This window comes from Pallidibacillus thermolactis (assembly GCF_025660415.1).
Taxonomy (GTDB): Bacteria; Bacillota; Bacilli; order Bacillales; family Caldibacillaceae; genus Pallidibacillus; species Pallidibacillus thermolactis.
On record NZ_JAOUSE010000027.1, the window covers coordinates 25,626 to 40,924 of the forward strand.

14 protein-coding genes and 1 pseudogene are annotated in these 15,299 nt (G+C 35.9%); 13 read left to right on the top strand and 2 right to left on the bottom strand.

Features of this window, described 5'->3' with window-relative positions:
• Positions 1 to 82 precede the first annotated feature (82 nt).
• From lpdA to OEV82_RS09675, 12 genes and pseudogenes are all read left to right on the top strand, one after another.
• Positions 83 to 1,495: a dihydrolipoyl dehydrogenase gene (gene lpdA / locus OEV82_RS09625; protein ID WP_263061753.1), complete on the top strand. Its 1,413-nt coding sequence runs from the start codon at positions 83 to 85 to the stop codon at positions 1,493 to 1,495.
• A 125-nt stretch (positions 1,496 to 1,620) separates the two neighbouring features.
• Entirely contained in the window at positions 1,621 to 2,874 is a 1,254-nt protein-coding gene (locus tag OEV82_RS09630) for an MFS transporter (RefSeq protein ID WP_263061762.1), read from the top strand.
• A 263-nt stretch (positions 2,875 to 3,137) separates the two neighbouring features.
• Positions 3,138 to 3,272, top strand: a pseudogene (locus OEV82_RS16170) (DUF485 domain-containing protein); the annotation flags it as partial.
• Positions 3,269 to 4,816: a solute symporter family protein gene (locus tag OEV82_RS09635; RefSeq protein ID WP_263061754.1), complete on the top strand. Its 1,548-nt coding sequence runs from the start codon at positions 3,269 to 3,271 to the stop codon at positions 4,814 to 4,816. The pseudogene OEV82_RS16170 and the gene OEV82_RS09635, both read left to right, overlap by 4 nt.
• A complete protein-coding gene (locus tag OEV82_RS09640) occupies positions 4,810 to 6,573 on the top strand; it encodes a LytS/YhcK type 5TM receptor domain-containing protein (protein ID WP_263061755.1) in 1,764 nt (587 codons plus the stop codon). The genes OEV82_RS09635 and OEV82_RS09640 overlap by 7 nt, the downstream gene beginning before the upstream one ends.
• Positions 6,570 to 7,319, top strand: a complete 750-nt coding sequence (locus OEV82_RS09645; RefSeq protein WP_173660641.1) for a LytR/AlgR family response regulator transcription factor — start codon at positions 6,570 to 6,572, stop codon at positions 7,317 to 7,319. The genes OEV82_RS09640 and OEV82_RS09645 overlap by 4 nt, the downstream gene beginning before the upstream one ends.
• 183 nt (positions 7,320 to 7,502) lie before the next feature.
• On the top strand, positions 7,503 to 7,829 hold the full coding sequence (locus tag OEV82_RS09650; RefSeq protein ID WP_263061756.1) for a DUF485 domain-containing protein: 327 nt from the start codon (positions 7,503 to 7,505) through the stop codon (positions 7,827 to 7,829).
• A gap of 13 nt (positions 7,830 to 7,842) precedes the next feature.
• Complete coding sequence (locus OEV82_RS09655) at positions 7,843 to 9,378, top strand: solute symporter family protein (protein WP_263061757.1); 1,536 nt, start codon at positions 7,843 to 7,845, stop codon at positions 9,376 to 9,378.
• Between the two features lie 198 nt (positions 9,379 to 9,576).
• On the top strand, positions 9,577 to 11,298 hold the full coding sequence (locus tag OEV82_RS09660) for a sulfate adenylyltransferase (RefSeq protein WP_263061758.1): 1,722 nt from the start codon (positions 9,577 to 9,579) through the stop codon (positions 11,296 to 11,298).
• A 286-nt stretch (positions 11,299 to 11,584) separates the two neighbouring features.
• Positions 11,585 to 11,716, top strand: a complete 132-nt coding sequence (locus tag OEV82_RS09665; RefSeq protein WP_173661544.1) for a GapA-binding peptide SR1P — start codon at positions 11,585 to 11,587, stop codon at positions 11,714 to 11,716.
• A 160-nt stretch (positions 11,717 to 11,876) separates the two neighbouring features.
• On the top strand, positions 11,877 to 12,836 hold the full coding sequence (locus OEV82_RS09670; protein WP_263061759.1) for an NAD(P)H-dependent flavin oxidoreductase: 960 nt from the start codon (positions 11,877 to 11,879) through the stop codon (positions 12,834 to 12,836).
• A 15-nt stretch (positions 12,837 to 12,851) separates the two neighbouring features.
• Positions 12,852 to 13,121: a UPF0223 family protein gene (locus OEV82_RS09675; protein ID WP_173661548.1), complete on the top strand. Its 270-nt coding sequence runs from the start codon at positions 12,852 to 12,854 to the stop codon at positions 13,119 to 13,121.
• A 29-nt stretch (positions 13,122 to 13,150) separates the two neighbouring features.
• Here the strand turns inward: OEV82_RS09675 and OEV82_RS09680 are convergent, their stop codons facing one another.
• Positions 13,151 to 13,780, bottom strand: coding sequence for a YktB family protein (locus OEV82_RS09680; RefSeq protein ID WP_263061760.1), 630 nt, complete (start codon positions 13,778 to 13,780; stop codon positions 13,151 to 13,153).
• 181 nt (positions 13,781 to 13,961) lie between these two features.
• On the opposite strand from OEV82_RS09680, the gene OEV82_RS09685 reads away from it, so the two are divergent.
• Positions 13,962 to 14,771, top strand: a complete 810-nt coding sequence (locus OEV82_RS09685; RefSeq protein WP_173661552.1) for an inositol monophosphatase family protein — start codon at positions 13,962 to 13,964, stop codon at positions 14,769 to 14,771.
• A 39-nt stretch (positions 14,772 to 14,810) separates the two neighbouring features.
• Here the strand turns inward: OEV82_RS09685 and OEV82_RS09690 are convergent, their stop codons facing one another.
• Positions 14,811 to 14,999, bottom strand: coding sequence for a YlaF family protein (locus OEV82_RS09690; RefSeq protein WP_173661554.1), 189 nt, complete (start codon positions 14,997 to 14,999; stop codon positions 14,811 to 14,813).
• Between the last annotated feature and the right edge of the window lie 300 nt (positions 15,000 to 15,299).

Sequence of the window (15,299 nt, forward strand, 5' to 3'; positions counted from 1 at the left end):
GGTTACAACTTCACTTACATAAATAATTATGTAAGTAGAGAAAGTGCGACCCAGAACTAAACATTATGGAGGCGTTACAAATATGGTAGTAGGAGATTTCCCAATCGAAACTGATACAATTGTCATTGGGGCTGGCCCAGGGGGATATGTTGCAGCGATTCGCGCAGCACAATTAGGTCAAAAAGTAACGATTGTAGAGAAAAATGAAGTAGGTGGCGTATGCCTAAACGTAGGTTGTATTCCATCTAAAGCTTTAATTAACGTAGGACACAAATATTTAGATGCTAAAGAATCTGCTGATATCGGTATATCCGCAGAACAAGTAAAAGTTGACTGGTCAAAAGTACAAGCATTCAAATCTAGTGTAGTAAAAAAATTAACTGGCGGTGTTTCTGGCTTATTAAAAGGAAACAAAGTTGAAATAGTAAAAGGTGAAGCTTTCTTTGTAGATAGTAATTCACTACGTGTCATTGGCGAAAATTCTGCCCAAACTTATCAATTTAAAAATGCGATTGTAGCAACTGGTTCTCGCCCAATTGAACTACCTACTTTCAAATTTTCTAAACGTGTACTTGATTCAACAGGCGCATTAAATCTAGAAGAGATCCCTAATGAAATTGTAATCATTGGTGGAGGAGTAATAGGTCTAGAACTAGGTGGCGTTTATGCTAACTTTGGTACAAAAGTTACGATTTTAGAAGGTACATCTGATATTCTAGGTGGAAACTATCCAAAACAAATGACACAACTTGTGAAGAAAAACTTCAAAAGCAAAGGTGCTGAAATTATTACGAACGCCATGGCTAAAGGCGTTGAAGAAAGCGACACAGGCGTTGAAGTAACATACGAAGTTGGTGGAAAAGAAGAGAAAATTTCTGCCGACTATGTATTTGTCATGGTAGGACGTCGTCCAAATACAGATGAACTAGGTCTAGAGCAAGCAGGCGTAAAATTAACCGATCGTGGATTAGTTGAAATCGACAAACAATGCCGTACGAATGTACCAAATATTTATGCAATCGGCGATATTGTTGCAGGTCCTCAACTTGCACACAAAGCTTCTTATGAAGGTAAAATTGCTGCTGAAGCAATTGCAGGATTACCAGCTGAAATTGATTACCTAGGTATTCCAGCAGTTGTATTCTCGGATCCAGAACTTGCTTCTGTTGGTTACACTCCAGAACAAGCGAAAGAAGAAGGGATCGAAGTTACAGTTGGTAAATTCCCATTCGCAGCATCTGGTCGTTCATTAGCTCTAAACAACACCGATGGTTTCTATCAAATCGTTGTCCGTAAAGAAGACGGTGTTGTGATCGGTGGCCAAATTGCAGGTCCTAACGCTTCTGACTTAATCGCTGAAATTGGACTTGCTGTTGAGGCTGGTATGACTGCAGAAGATATTGCATTAACAATTCACGCTCACCCTACATTCGGTGAAAATGCAATGGAAGCAGCAGAGGTTGCGCTAGGTTCACCAATTCATATTATCAAATAATGATTCATACGAAGGCTATCTCTATGGAAATAGAGATAGCTTTTTTTATTGGACAAAGAGGAAAGGTACTAACTGAATCCATCATCAAATATAATGAAAAAAGAATAGAATTGTAGGTGATGAAACTGGAAAAACAAAAAAGTAAGTTTCGATGGATTGTATTTATATCCGTTTTATTCACTTATCTGATTATGTCTGTTCAACGTACTGCACCTGGATTAATTACGGATCAACTAATGGTAGAATATCAATTAACTGCATCTACAGTAGGCATTCTAGCAAGTATCCATTTTTTTATTTTTACCAGTTTACAAATCCCAATGGGCATCCTTGTCGACCGTTATGGACCAGATCGAATATTATTTATTGGTTCATTATTAACAGGAATCGGTATATCGATATATAGTTGCAGTCCGAATGAGTATATTTTGCTTTTTGCAAGAGTGCTAACAGGGACTGGTGATGCAACAGTTTGGATATCTATTGTTTTAATATTAAGTGAATGGTTTCAGAAAAATGAATTTACTAGAATAATCGGTTTCGCTGGTATGACAGGAAGTATCGGATTCTTAATGGCAACGGTACCCTTGTCTGCTTGGATTGATCAAAATGGATGGCGTATTCCTTTTTTTACGATTGGGATATTGTTAGTCCTTTGTTTTATCACACTATACTTCGTATTGTTTAAACTACCAGCTCAACTTTTGTTAAAAAATACAATTGATAATGAAAGAACCATACGAGAAGGGCTTTTACAGCAATTAAAGAGAGTTTTCACAAATCGTCAAACGCTTGCTTTATTTTTTTGCCATTTTGGTATTGTTGGTGGGTTTATTGGTTTTATTTCTTCTTGGGCAGTTCCTTTTGGTATAGAGATATACGGGATGAGTCGTTCTGAAGCTAGTCAAATGATAATGACTGGCTTATTCGGAGCCATCTTCGGTGCGCCTTTGGCAAGTTGGCTCTCAAGTCGATTAGGTACAATTAAGCAGCTATACGTATTTATACATATTTTAGTTGTAAGTAGCTGGTTTGTTTTTTTAATATTTAGAGGTCAACCGCCTATTATTCTCTTATACTTTTTATTTATTCTTATCGGTTTTGGGTTTGGCTCAAGTGTCCTAACGTTTGCCATTGTCAGAAAACATTTTTCAATCTACGATTCTGGTGTCGTATCAGGTGTTGCGAATACGGGGGGATTTTTAAGTGCCGTTTTATTACCAACTATATTTGGCACCATTTTAGGATATTTCCAACAGACGACAGACCATTTAACCCATGGGTATTTTGTAGCTTTTATTTCTCCAGTCATCTTTTCTCTATTAGGATTAATAGGTATATGTTTTGTTAGAGAAAAAGAAATGTCGACAGACAAGTAAGATGTTAGAACGACCATTTATTTTTTTGTATTCTCTTAATCAATCAACTTTACATTGTATATTTGTTTTTGTATCATTTATATAAAATTAGGAATATTCAATTATTAAAGGGTGGGATAAAGGATGGAGGAATCGCTTCGTCAACTCGTCTATTCAAGAAAGAAATGGCTTTTTCCAACTTTTTTTATAGGATTATTGATTTATTTTTGCCTTCCTTTATCACTCATTTTTATACCTGATGTCATGAATAAACCAAGCTTTTTTTTAATCTCCCTTGGGCTTGGGTCTTTGCGTTAATACAAGTTCCAATGACATGGTTGTTTTGTGGCATTTATGACTGGAAAGCAAAAAAATATGATCAAAAGCTTGAGGAAATTAAAGGGGAGAATTTGGAGTGAACCCAACCTATTTTCTATTGTTAATTTATATCATTGTATGTACGTTAATTATTACATATTGGGCAGCAAAACGCAGTGGAACGACAAAGCAGTATTATATAGCAAGTGGTACCTTGACAGGTTATCAAAATGGAATGGCGATTTCCGGTGATTTTATTAGCGCTGCATCATTCCTTGGTGTTGTTGGGATGATTGCTATTCGTGGATATGATGGCTTTTTGTATTCGATCGGCTTTTTAGTTTCTTATATTGTTGTATTATTTCTCGTTAGCGAACCTGTTCATCGTTTAGGAAAATATTCCCTTGGAGATGTTGTATGTACAAGATTTCCGAGTCAAACGATGCGTTTTATGATGGCTTTTTGTACATTTATTATCTCTATTCTTTATATGATCCCGCAGCTAGTGGCATCGGGTTTTTTGTTACGATTACTTTTAGATATAGATTATTCTCTATCAGTTTTTGTTATCGGGACGATTATGACAATCTATGTCGTATTTGGTGGCATGGTTGCCACATCATGGGTACAAATCATTAAAACTGTACTGCTTATGTCAGGTACTTTTTTGCTTACCCTCATTGTTTTTTCCCATTTCAATTGGGATCTGTCGAAACTTTTAAGTAAAGTGAAAGAAGGAACACCGCTTGGAGAACAATTTTTTTTACCAGGACATTTATATCATAACTCATTGGAGTTCTTATCTCTACAGTTATCTTTAGTATTAGGTACGGCTGGCCTCCCACATATTTTAATGCGTTTATTTACTGTAAGAAATACGGCTGAAGTTCGTAAGTCACTCCTTAGTGCTACTTGGATCATTGGTTTGTTTTATTTTATGACGCTTGTCCTAGGATTTGGAACAGTAGCACTCTTAGGTTATGAACAATTGATTGCAAAAGATCCAACAGGGAATTTAGCAGCACCATTACTTGCAAGCGTCGTTGGCGGCGACTTTTTATTAGCCTTTGTATCAGCTGTTGCTTTTACGACGATTGTAGCCGTTGTATCTGGTCTTGCCATTTCAGCGACGACAGCTTTTTCACATGATATTTTTTACCACATTTGGAAAAAAGAAAAAACGAATGAAAAAGAGCAATTGTGGGCAGCTCGTTTGACAGCATTTGTTATTGGATTTCTATCTACTTTATTTGCTCTTCGGTTAGAATCGATCAATGTTACATTCCTTGTTTCTATGACTTTTATTGTTGCAGCATCTAGCATCTTTCCTGTTTTGATTTTAACAATCTACTGGAAACGCTTTACCCATGTGGGTGCAATTTCGGCTATTATCTCTGGAGTGGCAGCTTCTATCATTTTTGTTGCACTCGGTCCTTATATTATGAATCCAGTTGATGGATGGATAAATGCTGATCCGATTTTTTCATTATATAATCCAGGTATCATCACCATACCGATCGGTTTTGCCGGCGCTCTATTAGGTAGCTTATTCTCCAAGAATTCACTTCATAAGGAAACGAACTTTCATGACTTTTATATAAAGGCGCAAACTGGTATCTCATCAAGGGGAGATCAGGAATGGTAAGTTTAACAATTACGCTATTTGAACGTCTTGGTTTGTTACTTATCATTGCATTTGTTATGACAAGAACACCTGGATTTAAATCACTGCTTTACCGAAAGTATAGTGTAAAAATGTCTCTTGTTCACACCTTCGTTTTCGGTTTGTTTGGCATAGCCAGCACGATGATTGGCATTGTCATTAAAGAAGATGGGGCTGTTAGTCAGACATTGATTATATTTCCTGTTGAAGACCATCATTTAATTGTTAGTATGAGTCTAGTTGCGATCGTCATTGCAGGTTTATTAGGCGGACCTTTACTCGGTTTTGGTGCTGGAGTTATAACTGGGATTCATTTATTTTTACTTGGTGGCGTTGGAACAGTGGCCAACGCGTTTATTAATCCATTAACAGGGTTGCTTGCAGGTTTGACCGCACGTTTTTTCTCAAATGAACGGGTCATCTCACCTTTTAAAGCGTTATTTATTGGTGTTTTCCCTCCTATTTTGCATATGCAATTATTACTTTTATTATATATTGATTATTTTAATATCATTGAGATCGTAAATACGATTGGATTACCGCTCGTTTTAACAAACAGTTCAGCCATTGCTATTTTTACAGCAATGATTGGGATTGTGCTGCAAGAACAAGAAAATGAAGCCGCCCTTGCTTCAAAACAAGCTTTTGCCATTGCGAAAGAGGCTTTGCCCTTTTTGAAGAAAGATTCCGAAATTGAAGTTGCAAAAGGATTAGCAGAGCTACTTTATCATCGTTTAAGAATTGCAGCAGTGTCGATTTCAAACGAGCAAACGATCTTAGCACATAAAGGGATAGGGGAGGATCATCACAAACAAGGGGATACGACTGTTTCGATAGGAGCATTAAAAGCAATAAATACGAAACAACTACAAATTTGTACTTTGAAATCAGAGTTGAAATGTAGTGAGAAGCATTGTCAACTCGAAGCAGCCATCTTTATACCCATTATTGAAGATGAACAAGTAACCTATCTTATTACATTTTATTTTCGAAAAGCTGAACATATTTCACAAGTTGAGTTGATGATGGCTGATGGAATCGGTCAATTTATCTCGCACCAGTTAAATATGTTGAGGGCTGAAAAATTAAAGGATTCAATTCGAGATGCAGAATTACGGAATTTACAAGCTCAAATAAACCCGCACTTTTTATTTAATACATTGCAATTGATCGCAGGTCTATTCAGAGAAAATCCAGCAAACGCTAGGCATATTACGTTACAGTTGGCTAGTTTTATGCGTTTTAATATACGTTTAGTTTCGAAATCGTTAGTGGAACTTGAAAAAGAATGCGAACATGTTGAGGCCTATACAGACATAATTCAAGAACGGTTCAAAGGTAGATTGAAGATTATTTTTCAAAAGCCGGTCGATTTAACAAATATTTATATTCCACCATCAACGATACAACCTTTAGTTGAAAATGCAGTAAATCACGGTTTAAAAAAGAAGCAAGAAGATTGCATAATTCAAATAATATTAATAAAAGAGAATAGTAGACTTATCGTTACTGTCCGAGATAACGGAAGTGGGTTTCCAACACATATTTTACCTATTGTAGGTAAACAACCGTTTACTCATGATCATCATGGAGGAACAGGTCTTTATAATGTGAATCAACGATTAATCCGCTTATTAGGGGAATCTTCCAAACTTCATATACGTAACTTGGAAGGTGGCGGAAGTGAAGTACGGTTTGCGATTCCGATATCAAATGAAAGAAAAGAGGTGATGGGATGAAAATTCGTGTCTTAATTGCAGAGGATGAACCGATGGCACGAAAAGAATTGTTCTATTTGTTAGAGGAAGAAGAAAATATCATCCTCACCCCCCATGCTGAAACTGGAGAACAATTAATTGAATTATATTTTGAGAATAAACCTGATGTTATTTTTCTTGATGTGGAGATGCCCAAATTAACGGGATTAGAAGCGGCGCGATATATTAAAAAACATGCGCGTAATCATTTTCCATTATTTGTTTTTACTACAGCCTATGACGAATATGCGATGGATGCTTTTGATGTCGAAGCCGTGGATTATTTGCTGAAACCGTTTGAAGAAAAACGATTTAGACGAACGATGGATCGTGTTCGGAAAATGTTGATGAATGTAAAGAACAATGATAAGGAGGAGGAAAAGTTTAAGAAGGCGAAGATATCAAAATTGTTAATTGATGATGGAGAAAGAATGGTACTTGTCGCCCCAGAATCGATTTATTATGCAGTGCCAAATAAACGTTTATTAGAAATTCATACTGAAGACAAAGTTATATTTAGTCGCATGACTTTACAGGAATTGGAAAAGCAGTTAGAAGGTTATCCCTTTTATCGTCCCCATCGGAGTTATTTAGTAAATCTCAATCATGTGTTAGAAATAACACCGTGGTTTAATGGAACTAGTAATCTTACATTAAAAGATAAAAACAGGACCAAAATACCAGTAAGCCGTTCCGCTAGTAAAACGATTTTGCAATTATTTAAATAGGACTATTTAATTAAACATATGAAAATTTAGATGAAGGCATCTTCATCTTCTTTTTTTGCCATTCATGTAAAGATATGCACCATTCAACCTGAAATGTTAACAATTTAAACATAATTTTACCAATGAATATTCAGAATAAATATAATTATCAGTAAAAATAAAAATAAAAGGAGGTTGGTTCGTTTGGCTCAGGAGCAATTACAAAAAGAGAAAGTAGAGATTGATTATGAGAAAGTTCAAAGTAGTCCGCAGTTTAAAGCGTTTTTAGCGAAAAAAAGGAGATTTATCATTCCAATGACAATATTTTTCATGATTTTCTACTTTTTATTACCAATTTTTACATCGTATACGACATTTTTAAATACACCAGCAATTGGTGATATTTCGTGGACATGGATTTTTGCTTTTTCTCAATTTATTATGGTTTGGGTATTAAGCAGCATTTATGTGAGAAAAGCATCTTCATTTGATAAAGAAGCGGAAAGAATTATACGCGACCAGTTGAAATAAGGGAGGTAAAAATGTGGATCCAATTGTTGTTACGCTTTTTCTTGCGATTGTTTTACTTACGTTATATGTCACCTATGTTGCCGCAAAAAGAACAAAATCAACAGGGGATTTTTATACAGCAGGTGGGAGTTTAACGGGTTTTCAAAATGGTTTAGCAATTGCGGGTGATTATTTATCTGCTGCTTCATTCCTTGGTATTGCAGGGATGATTGCTTTGCAAGGATTTGATGGCTTTTTCTACAGCATCGGCTTTTTAATCGCTTATCTTGTTGTACTGTACCTTGTTGCAGAACCTTTACGAAATCTCGGTAAATATACGTTAGCAGATATGATCAATGCGCGTTTTGATGCTAGAAAAGTACGTGGTGCAGCCGCCTTGAGTACGATTACGATCGTTTTGTTTTATATGATTGCCCAACTTGTTGGTGCAGGAGCACTCATTCAATTATTATTTGATATTCCTTATTGGGTAGCGGTATTAATTGTCGGAGTGATGATGACCATATACGTTTTGTTTGGTGGTATGTTTGCAACGAGTTGGGTACAAATTATAAAAGCTGTACTCTTGATGGCTGGAATGATTATCATGACATTCATGGTTTTGTGGCAATTTAATTTTAATATCGGGGCAATGTTTACAGAAGTCAAAACAGCTACAAGTCACGGTGCCAATTACTTAAATCCTGGAATTAAATATACTGATCCATTAGGTACATTATCCCTCATGTTAGCCTTAGTTTTAGGGACATCGGGATTGCCGCACATTTTAATGCGCTTTTTCACAGTAAAAGATGCGCAAACGGCAAGAAAATCGGTTATTACAGCAACCTGGACAATCGGAATCTTCTATATTTTAACATTATTCTTAGGGTTTGGAGCAGCCATATATGTAGGAGAAAGTAAAATTTTAGCAGCAAACCCTGGAGGCAATATGGCCGCACCGTTACTTGCAGAAGCTATTGGCGGAAATATTTTGTTTGCGATCATTTGTGCAGTTGCCTTTGCAACAATATTAGCGGTTGTTGCGGGTCTCGTTTTATCTGGAGCTTCTGCTTTTGCTCATGATCTATACGGGCAAATTATTAAAAAAGGGAGAATTTCTGAAAGGCAACAAATGCTAGCTGCCCGTTATGCTGCATTAGGTGTTTCGGTAGTTTCGATTTTATTATCATTAGGTGCTCAATATTTAAATGTTGCCTTTTTAGTTTCGTTAGCCTTTTGTATTGCAGCTAGTGCGAATTTGCCGGTCATTTTATATACGGTTTATTGGAAGCGCTTTAACACAACAGGTGCTGTTAGTGCATTGTTAGCCGGATTATTTTCCGCATTAATTTTAGTATCGATTAGCCCTAGTGTGTTTTCACCGGTAGAGGGAGCCGCCCTTTTTGTGGGGGAACCTATTTTTCCATTAGATAATCCAGCACTTGTCAGTGTGCCCGTTGGTTTTCTAGCCGGTTATTTAGGAACGATATTATCAAAAGAATATGATACAAAACGTTATGCTCAAGTGTCAGTACGAGCGCATACTGGTTATAAGGAAAGCAAATAATTTTAAATATTTAAATTAATCTGATATAATTCAATTAAAATAATATTCCCAAAAAATATACACTTATAATTTGTCTTTAAATAGGTGATAATTGGGTGGTTATAACAAAGGGGTGTGTCATATTTTTTGGGAATATAATATTTTCCATTGAGACAAAAATCATAGAAAAAGATTTGTGTAGGGGATGAGGTGAAGTTGATGGAGAATCAAGTATTAAAAGTTGAGGAAAAAATAACAAAATATCCTCAACAGCCACATGGGGGAAAACTTGTTAACCGAGTTCTTACAGGTAAAGCACGAGAAGAAGCTTTGGAGAGAGCTAAACATTTACCAAAAATTATGGTCGATTTAGAAGCGGTTATTACACTTGAAATGATTGCAACAGGTGTTCTTTCACCAAATGAAGGTTTTATGAATGAAGCCGATTATAAATCGGTATTAGAAACAGGAAGATTAACGAATGGTCTTATATGGCCAGTTCCATTAAGTTTTGCCCCAATTGGTGATCGAAATAAAGAAGTGATTCGAACGTTATCCGTTGGCGATGAAGTAGCTTTAATCGATGAAACGATGAAACCAATCGCATTACTAAAATTAGAGGACATTTTTGAATACGATCGTGATTTTCGTGCCCAACATCTTTTCGGTACGACAGATCGGAGTCATCCAGGTGTAGATTCCATTTATCGAAGAATGGGAGATACGGCCTTAGCAGGACCAATTCAACTCTTAAATCGTGTACATTGGGGACCTTTTGAAGAATTACGATTAGAACCAAAGGAAACGTGGAAGTTGTTCTATGAGGAAAAGAAATTTAAAACGGTGGCAGGGTTTATTACCGGTGCAAACCCATTACATCGCGGACATGAATATATTCATCGAAATGCTTTAGAAGAGATGGATGGTTTGTTTGTTCAACCGTTAGTAGAAATGGCAAAACGGGAATATACTAGACACGAATTCCGTATGCTATCGTATCGTGCGGTTTTAAATACTTATTATCCAAAAGATAGAACTGTTCTTGCTCCTTTACGTGTGACATATATTTTCGCAGGGCCACGTGAAGCGGTACTACATGCACTTATTATGAAAAATTACGGCTGTACCCATGCGTTAATTGGCCGGGATCACGCCGGTGTCGGTGATTTTTATGATAAATATGCTAGCCATTCTGTGTTCGATTCCTTTAGCACAGAGGAATTAGGCATTGATATTCGTTTGTTCCATGAAGTGTTTTATTGTACACGTTGTGATAGTCCGGCAACAGAACAAACTTGTCCACACGATGATCGCTATCGCATTAATATTTCTGGGACAGGTATCCGGGAGTTGTTACGTTACGGTGTATTACCACCGAAAGAAATTGTTCGTCCAGAGTCAGCTAGAATTGCTATGCAAGGTATTCAACCAAAAGGTGTTGATGAAAATGGTCAAGCGATCAATCCGGTTGGAAAAACGATTAAGTCAATTTTTCCATACTACTTACATTCAAAAGGTATCGGGGGATCGAAACGAGAGAAGCCTCTTGAGGTTAGTGAGTTAACAATTGAAGATTTGGAATCTGCGATAAAAGATGTCCGGGAAAATGCGGATCGAGTGTATAAAGAAATCTTTGAAGAATTCAGTTATGTAACCGATACATTAAGAACAGTACAACCTGAGTGGGTAGCTGAAGCCCGGGATACAATTAAGAAACAACAAGAGATGGTTGTCGAAAATCTTATGAAGAAGGTGGAAAATGCACCAGAAAAAGCATCTGACGAATTTCTCTATCAAGATAAGTCAGAAGCGCAACGCGAACTGGATGTCGCCAAGAAAATTTTAAAAGATATCCCACAAGCATTACGTAAGGAAGATTTTGAATACCGCACATGGAATCCATTACCTTATAAACGTTATCGTGGGGATGATGAAGAGTAATTGATTTGAATAATGGAATAATAGAAGTCTAAGGAATATAAAACACCTGTATGCCTCTTAAATAGAGACTACAGGTGTTTTTTAATTAATTGAGAAGAAGAATGAATATAAACAATTGTAATAGCATTATTTATTAATAGTGTATCATATTAGCTGGTCGGTATAGAAAAAGTGATAAAAAATATGTTGACAAAACAATAAATGTGATATATTATTAAGCTACAAAGTAAATAGTATGTCACATTAAAACAATGTGACCTAACAAAATGATTAGGGGGATTTATAAATGGGTCAAATTGTTTGTTCTACTTGCAATTCTACAGTTGAATACTTTGAAGATGAAAAAGTTACAATTCTTTACAGTGTTTGTCAACGTTGCGGTAAAGATCATCATGATCAAGACAATAATAAAGAATAGTTTGAACGGAAAAATTAAAGGGGTTTCATATATATGACAGATAGTTTAGGCTATCTGTTTTTTTTTGTTATCATAACATTTAGAATATTAAGCTTAAAAAATGGCAACACTTTTATAGTTTGATATACTAAATACATATTAGTAGAATAGGAGGATGGAAATGAAAAATTGGGAAACGAGAGTGACAAAATTATTGAATATTACATACCCCATCATACAAGGTGGTTTAGCCCATTTAGCATATAGTGAACTGGCAGCAGCTGTAAGTAATGCAGGTGGACTTGGGCAAATTACAGCCATGAGTCTTCCAAATCCAGAAAGCTTACGTGAAGAAATTCGAAAAGTAAAAACGTTAACGAATAAACCATTCGGTGTAAACTTTGCGATTGGTCAGCATGGTCGCCCTTTTAAAGAATTTTTAACAGTTGCAGTGGAAGAAGAAGTTCCAGTTGTTTCTGTTACTGGTGGAAACCCTGCTCCGTTTTTTGATGAATTAAAAGGAGTAAATGTGAAGAAACTGGTATTAGTAGCAGCGAGAAGACAAGCAGTAAAAGCAGAACAATTAGGTGCAGATGCTGTTATGGTTGTTGGTCAAGAAGGTGGTGGACATTTGGGAAGAGATGATGTTTCAACATTTGTATTGGTTCCGCAAGTTGTCGATAGTGTTTCAATTCCAGTTATTGCATCCGGTGGAATTGGGGATGGAAGGGGACTCATGGCTGCCTTAAGCTTAGGTGCAGAAGGTGTTGAAATGGGAACTCGTTTCATTGCCACAAAAGAATGTGTGCATGCCCATGAAAGTTATAAAAAAGCACTTATTGATGGAGATGAAAGAAGTACGGTTGTCATCAAACGTACATTGGGTGCTCCGGCAAGAGCGATTCGAAATGATTGGACTGAAAAAATATTAGCTTTAGAAGCACAAAATGCAACATACGAAGATTTGAAAGATTACATATCTGGTACAGCAAATAAGAGATGGATTCATGAAGGAAATGAACAAGAAGGATTTGGTTGGGCAGGACAAGTGATGGGGCTAATTAAAGATGTACCGACAGTAGATGAACTTTTTAAACGTATGATTAAGGAAGCAGAAGAAATTCGCCAAAAATGGCATTGATAGGAGTGTAAAACATTGAATTATTCATATCCCATATCACTAGATTGGTCAACAGAAGAAATTGTTAAAGTGGTCCAATTTTTTGAGGCGATCGAAAAAGTTTATCAAATAGGAATGAAACGGAATGAATTGATGGAAAAATACCGGAAATTTAAGGAAGTTGTCCCAAGTATTGGGGAAGAAAAGAAACTTTTTCGAGAATTTGAAGAGGTAAGTGGATTTTCATCATATAAAGCAGTAAAAAGGATGAAAGAAAACAAAGAGGATATTTTGATAAAAATTTAATTGGGGGCTGGTTTTGACAGCCCCATTCATTATACAAGTTCACCTGTATATGACATTTTATATAACGGTACTAATCTTTTAAACGTGTCCACCGTAAAATCAATAAATTTTTCGCCGTCTGTCAGAAGTGGATCATCTTTAGCAATGTTTCTACCAATTAAAAATTCGGCTTTTTTAACTTTTTTAAAACGTGTTAGTACTTCCTCTAGAGAGATTTCTGAAATCGGTTTTGCATTTTTTTGAGTATGATCCACGGAGACGACATAATCTTTCGGTACAAGTTTTTCAATTTCATCTAGATGGTTAAGGAAGTTTTGTGCTATTTGTGTTTTATTTGGGAGTTCATAAATATAGGCCAGCCAAAGAAATACATGATCATCAAATAATCCGACTTGGAAATGCGGATATTTTTTATAGCCGCGTTTATTTGGTCCGATTGCTAACCATGTATCATTTGGTGGATTTACCGTACGTCTTGCGTGTTTTGCGATATGTAAAAACATTTCACTACCAACATGAGCTGATAATTCCATTTGCAGAATGTCACCAATTTCACGAAACTTTGGTTGAATACGTTCCTGTATTGCGCTCATTCTTGCATCGAGACCTTCTATTGTAAACACTTGAAAATCTTTTTCAGTAAAACCTTCAAACTTCATTTTTCCTTCCTCTCTTTATTCGTTTTTCATCATTTTAGCATAGTAGTTTTGAAATCCAAAGTAATGTCATTTTGACAAACGCATTTTTATTTTTTATCACGATGGATACGCTAATGTTGACGAAGTTAATTTTTTTATTTTAAGATGGATATATTATTTCGTTATAAATGGAGGAACAAAAATGACCGATTGGAAACATATTGATGAAATGACAAAAGCATGGATCAAAGAAGCTGGTGAACAGATACGTGAATCGTTAAAGAATACCTTAGAAGTATCTTCTAAATCAAATGCTAATGATTTAGTAACAAATGTAGATCGAGAAACCGAGTTGTTTTTTATCGAAAAAATCCGCCAAACGTTTCCTTCACATCGTATTTTAGGTGAAGAAGGTGGAGGTGATGAAATAGAAGATACTAATGGAATTATTTGGGTTATAGATCCTATAGATGGTACAATGAATTTTGTCCATATGAATCGTAATTTTGCTATTTCAATCGGAGTTTTTGAAAATGGGAAAGGTAAACTTGGATATATTTATGACGTCATTCGTGATGAGTTATTTTCGGCACAAATTGGTGAAGGTGCTTATTTAAATGGAGATAAATTAGATCGATTACAGGAAACTTCTATTGAAACTGCCATTATCGGTGTCAATCCATTTTGGTTAACGAATAATATGCGAATTGATTATCAGCTCTTACATCGTATAGTCAAAGATGCACGGGGAACAAGATCGATCGGCTCTGCTGCCTTAGAAATGGCAAGTGTCGCTGCTGGTTGGTTTGACGCCTATATAGCATTACGTCTATCACCATGGGATTTCGCTGGAGGTTGGGTCATTGTTGAGGAATTAGGTGGAAAAGTAACGAGACTTGATGGTAAGCCGCTTTCAATTCTTGAAAAAAGTTCACTTTTAGTAGCGAAACCAGGAATCCATGAGACGATTATTCAAAAATATTTAAACAATTTTGTTGAACGGAAAGAATAATAATAAGGCTGAATGCATACGCACTCAGCCTTTTTTAAGTTAATCCAATTTTCCTTCCGCTTGCAATTTTTTCTTGCGCTGGAAACCTAATCCCATAATCACTATCAAAGCCAATGTAAATAATAAGATAAGTAGTATATTTTCATACGATATGGAAATGGCAATTCCAATCATAGAAAATACGGCTAAAATTGCATAAAACAAAAATACCCACTGTATTTTTTTCATTATTTCTCGCCACCTTTTATCCTTGTACATCCATACGTTTACTCATTAAGTATAATATATTCTAAATTAAAATGCCAAAACTATAGGTAACGTCAAGAATTTTGTGTAAGGTTCTATAGAGTATCCTCAGATTATGCTGTATTTGATAATAAATTCATTTATCTGTTTCCCACTAGGAGACTGAATATTCAGTCTCCTAGTGGGAAACGCACGTCCTTTCATATATCCTTACATACTTACAAATTTTAGTATCTTTCTTCGAACATTTCTTGTAGGGCTTGATAGGCGTTTGAAAAACCT

What these genes read in the sequence shown, in the direction of transcription:
- lpdA (WP_263061753.1), top strand. Translation starts at nt 83, where the DNA reads ATGGTAGTAGGAGATTTCCCAATCGAAACTGATACAATTGTCATTGGG.
- OEV82_RS09685 (WP_173661552.1), top strand. Translation starts at nt 13,962, where the DNA reads ATGACCGATTGGAAACATATTGATGAAATGACAAAAGCATGGATCAAA.
- OEV82_RS09660 (WP_263061758.1), top strand. Translation starts at nt 9,577, where the DNA reads ATGGAGAATCAAGTATTAAAAGTTGAGGAAAAAATAACAAAATATCCT.
- OEV82_RS09680 (WP_263061760.1), bottom strand. Translation starts at nt 13,780, where the DNA reads ATGAAGTTTGAAGGTTTTACTGAAAAAGATTTTCAAGTGTTTACAATA.
- OEV82_RS09670 (WP_263061759.1), top strand. Translation starts at nt 11,877, where the DNA reads ATGAAAAATTGGGAAACGAGAGTGACAAAATTATTGAATATTACATAC.
- OEV82_RS09690 (WP_173661554.1), bottom strand. Translation starts at nt 14,999, where the DNA reads ATGAAAAAAATACAGTGGGTATTTTTGTTTTATGCAATTTTAGCCGTA.
- OEV82_RS09665 (WP_173661544.1), top strand. Translation starts at nt 11,585, where the DNA reads ATGGGTCAAATTGTTTGTTCTACTTGCAATTCTACAGTTGAATACTTT.
- OEV82_RS09640 (WP_263061755.1), top strand. Translation starts at nt 4,810, where the DNA reads ATGGTAAGTTTAACAATTACGCTATTTGAACGTCTTGGTTTGTTACTT.
- OEV82_RS09645 (WP_173660641.1), top strand. Translation starts at nt 6,570, where the DNA reads ATGAAAATTCGTGTCTTAATTGCAGAGGATGAACCGATGGCACGAAAA.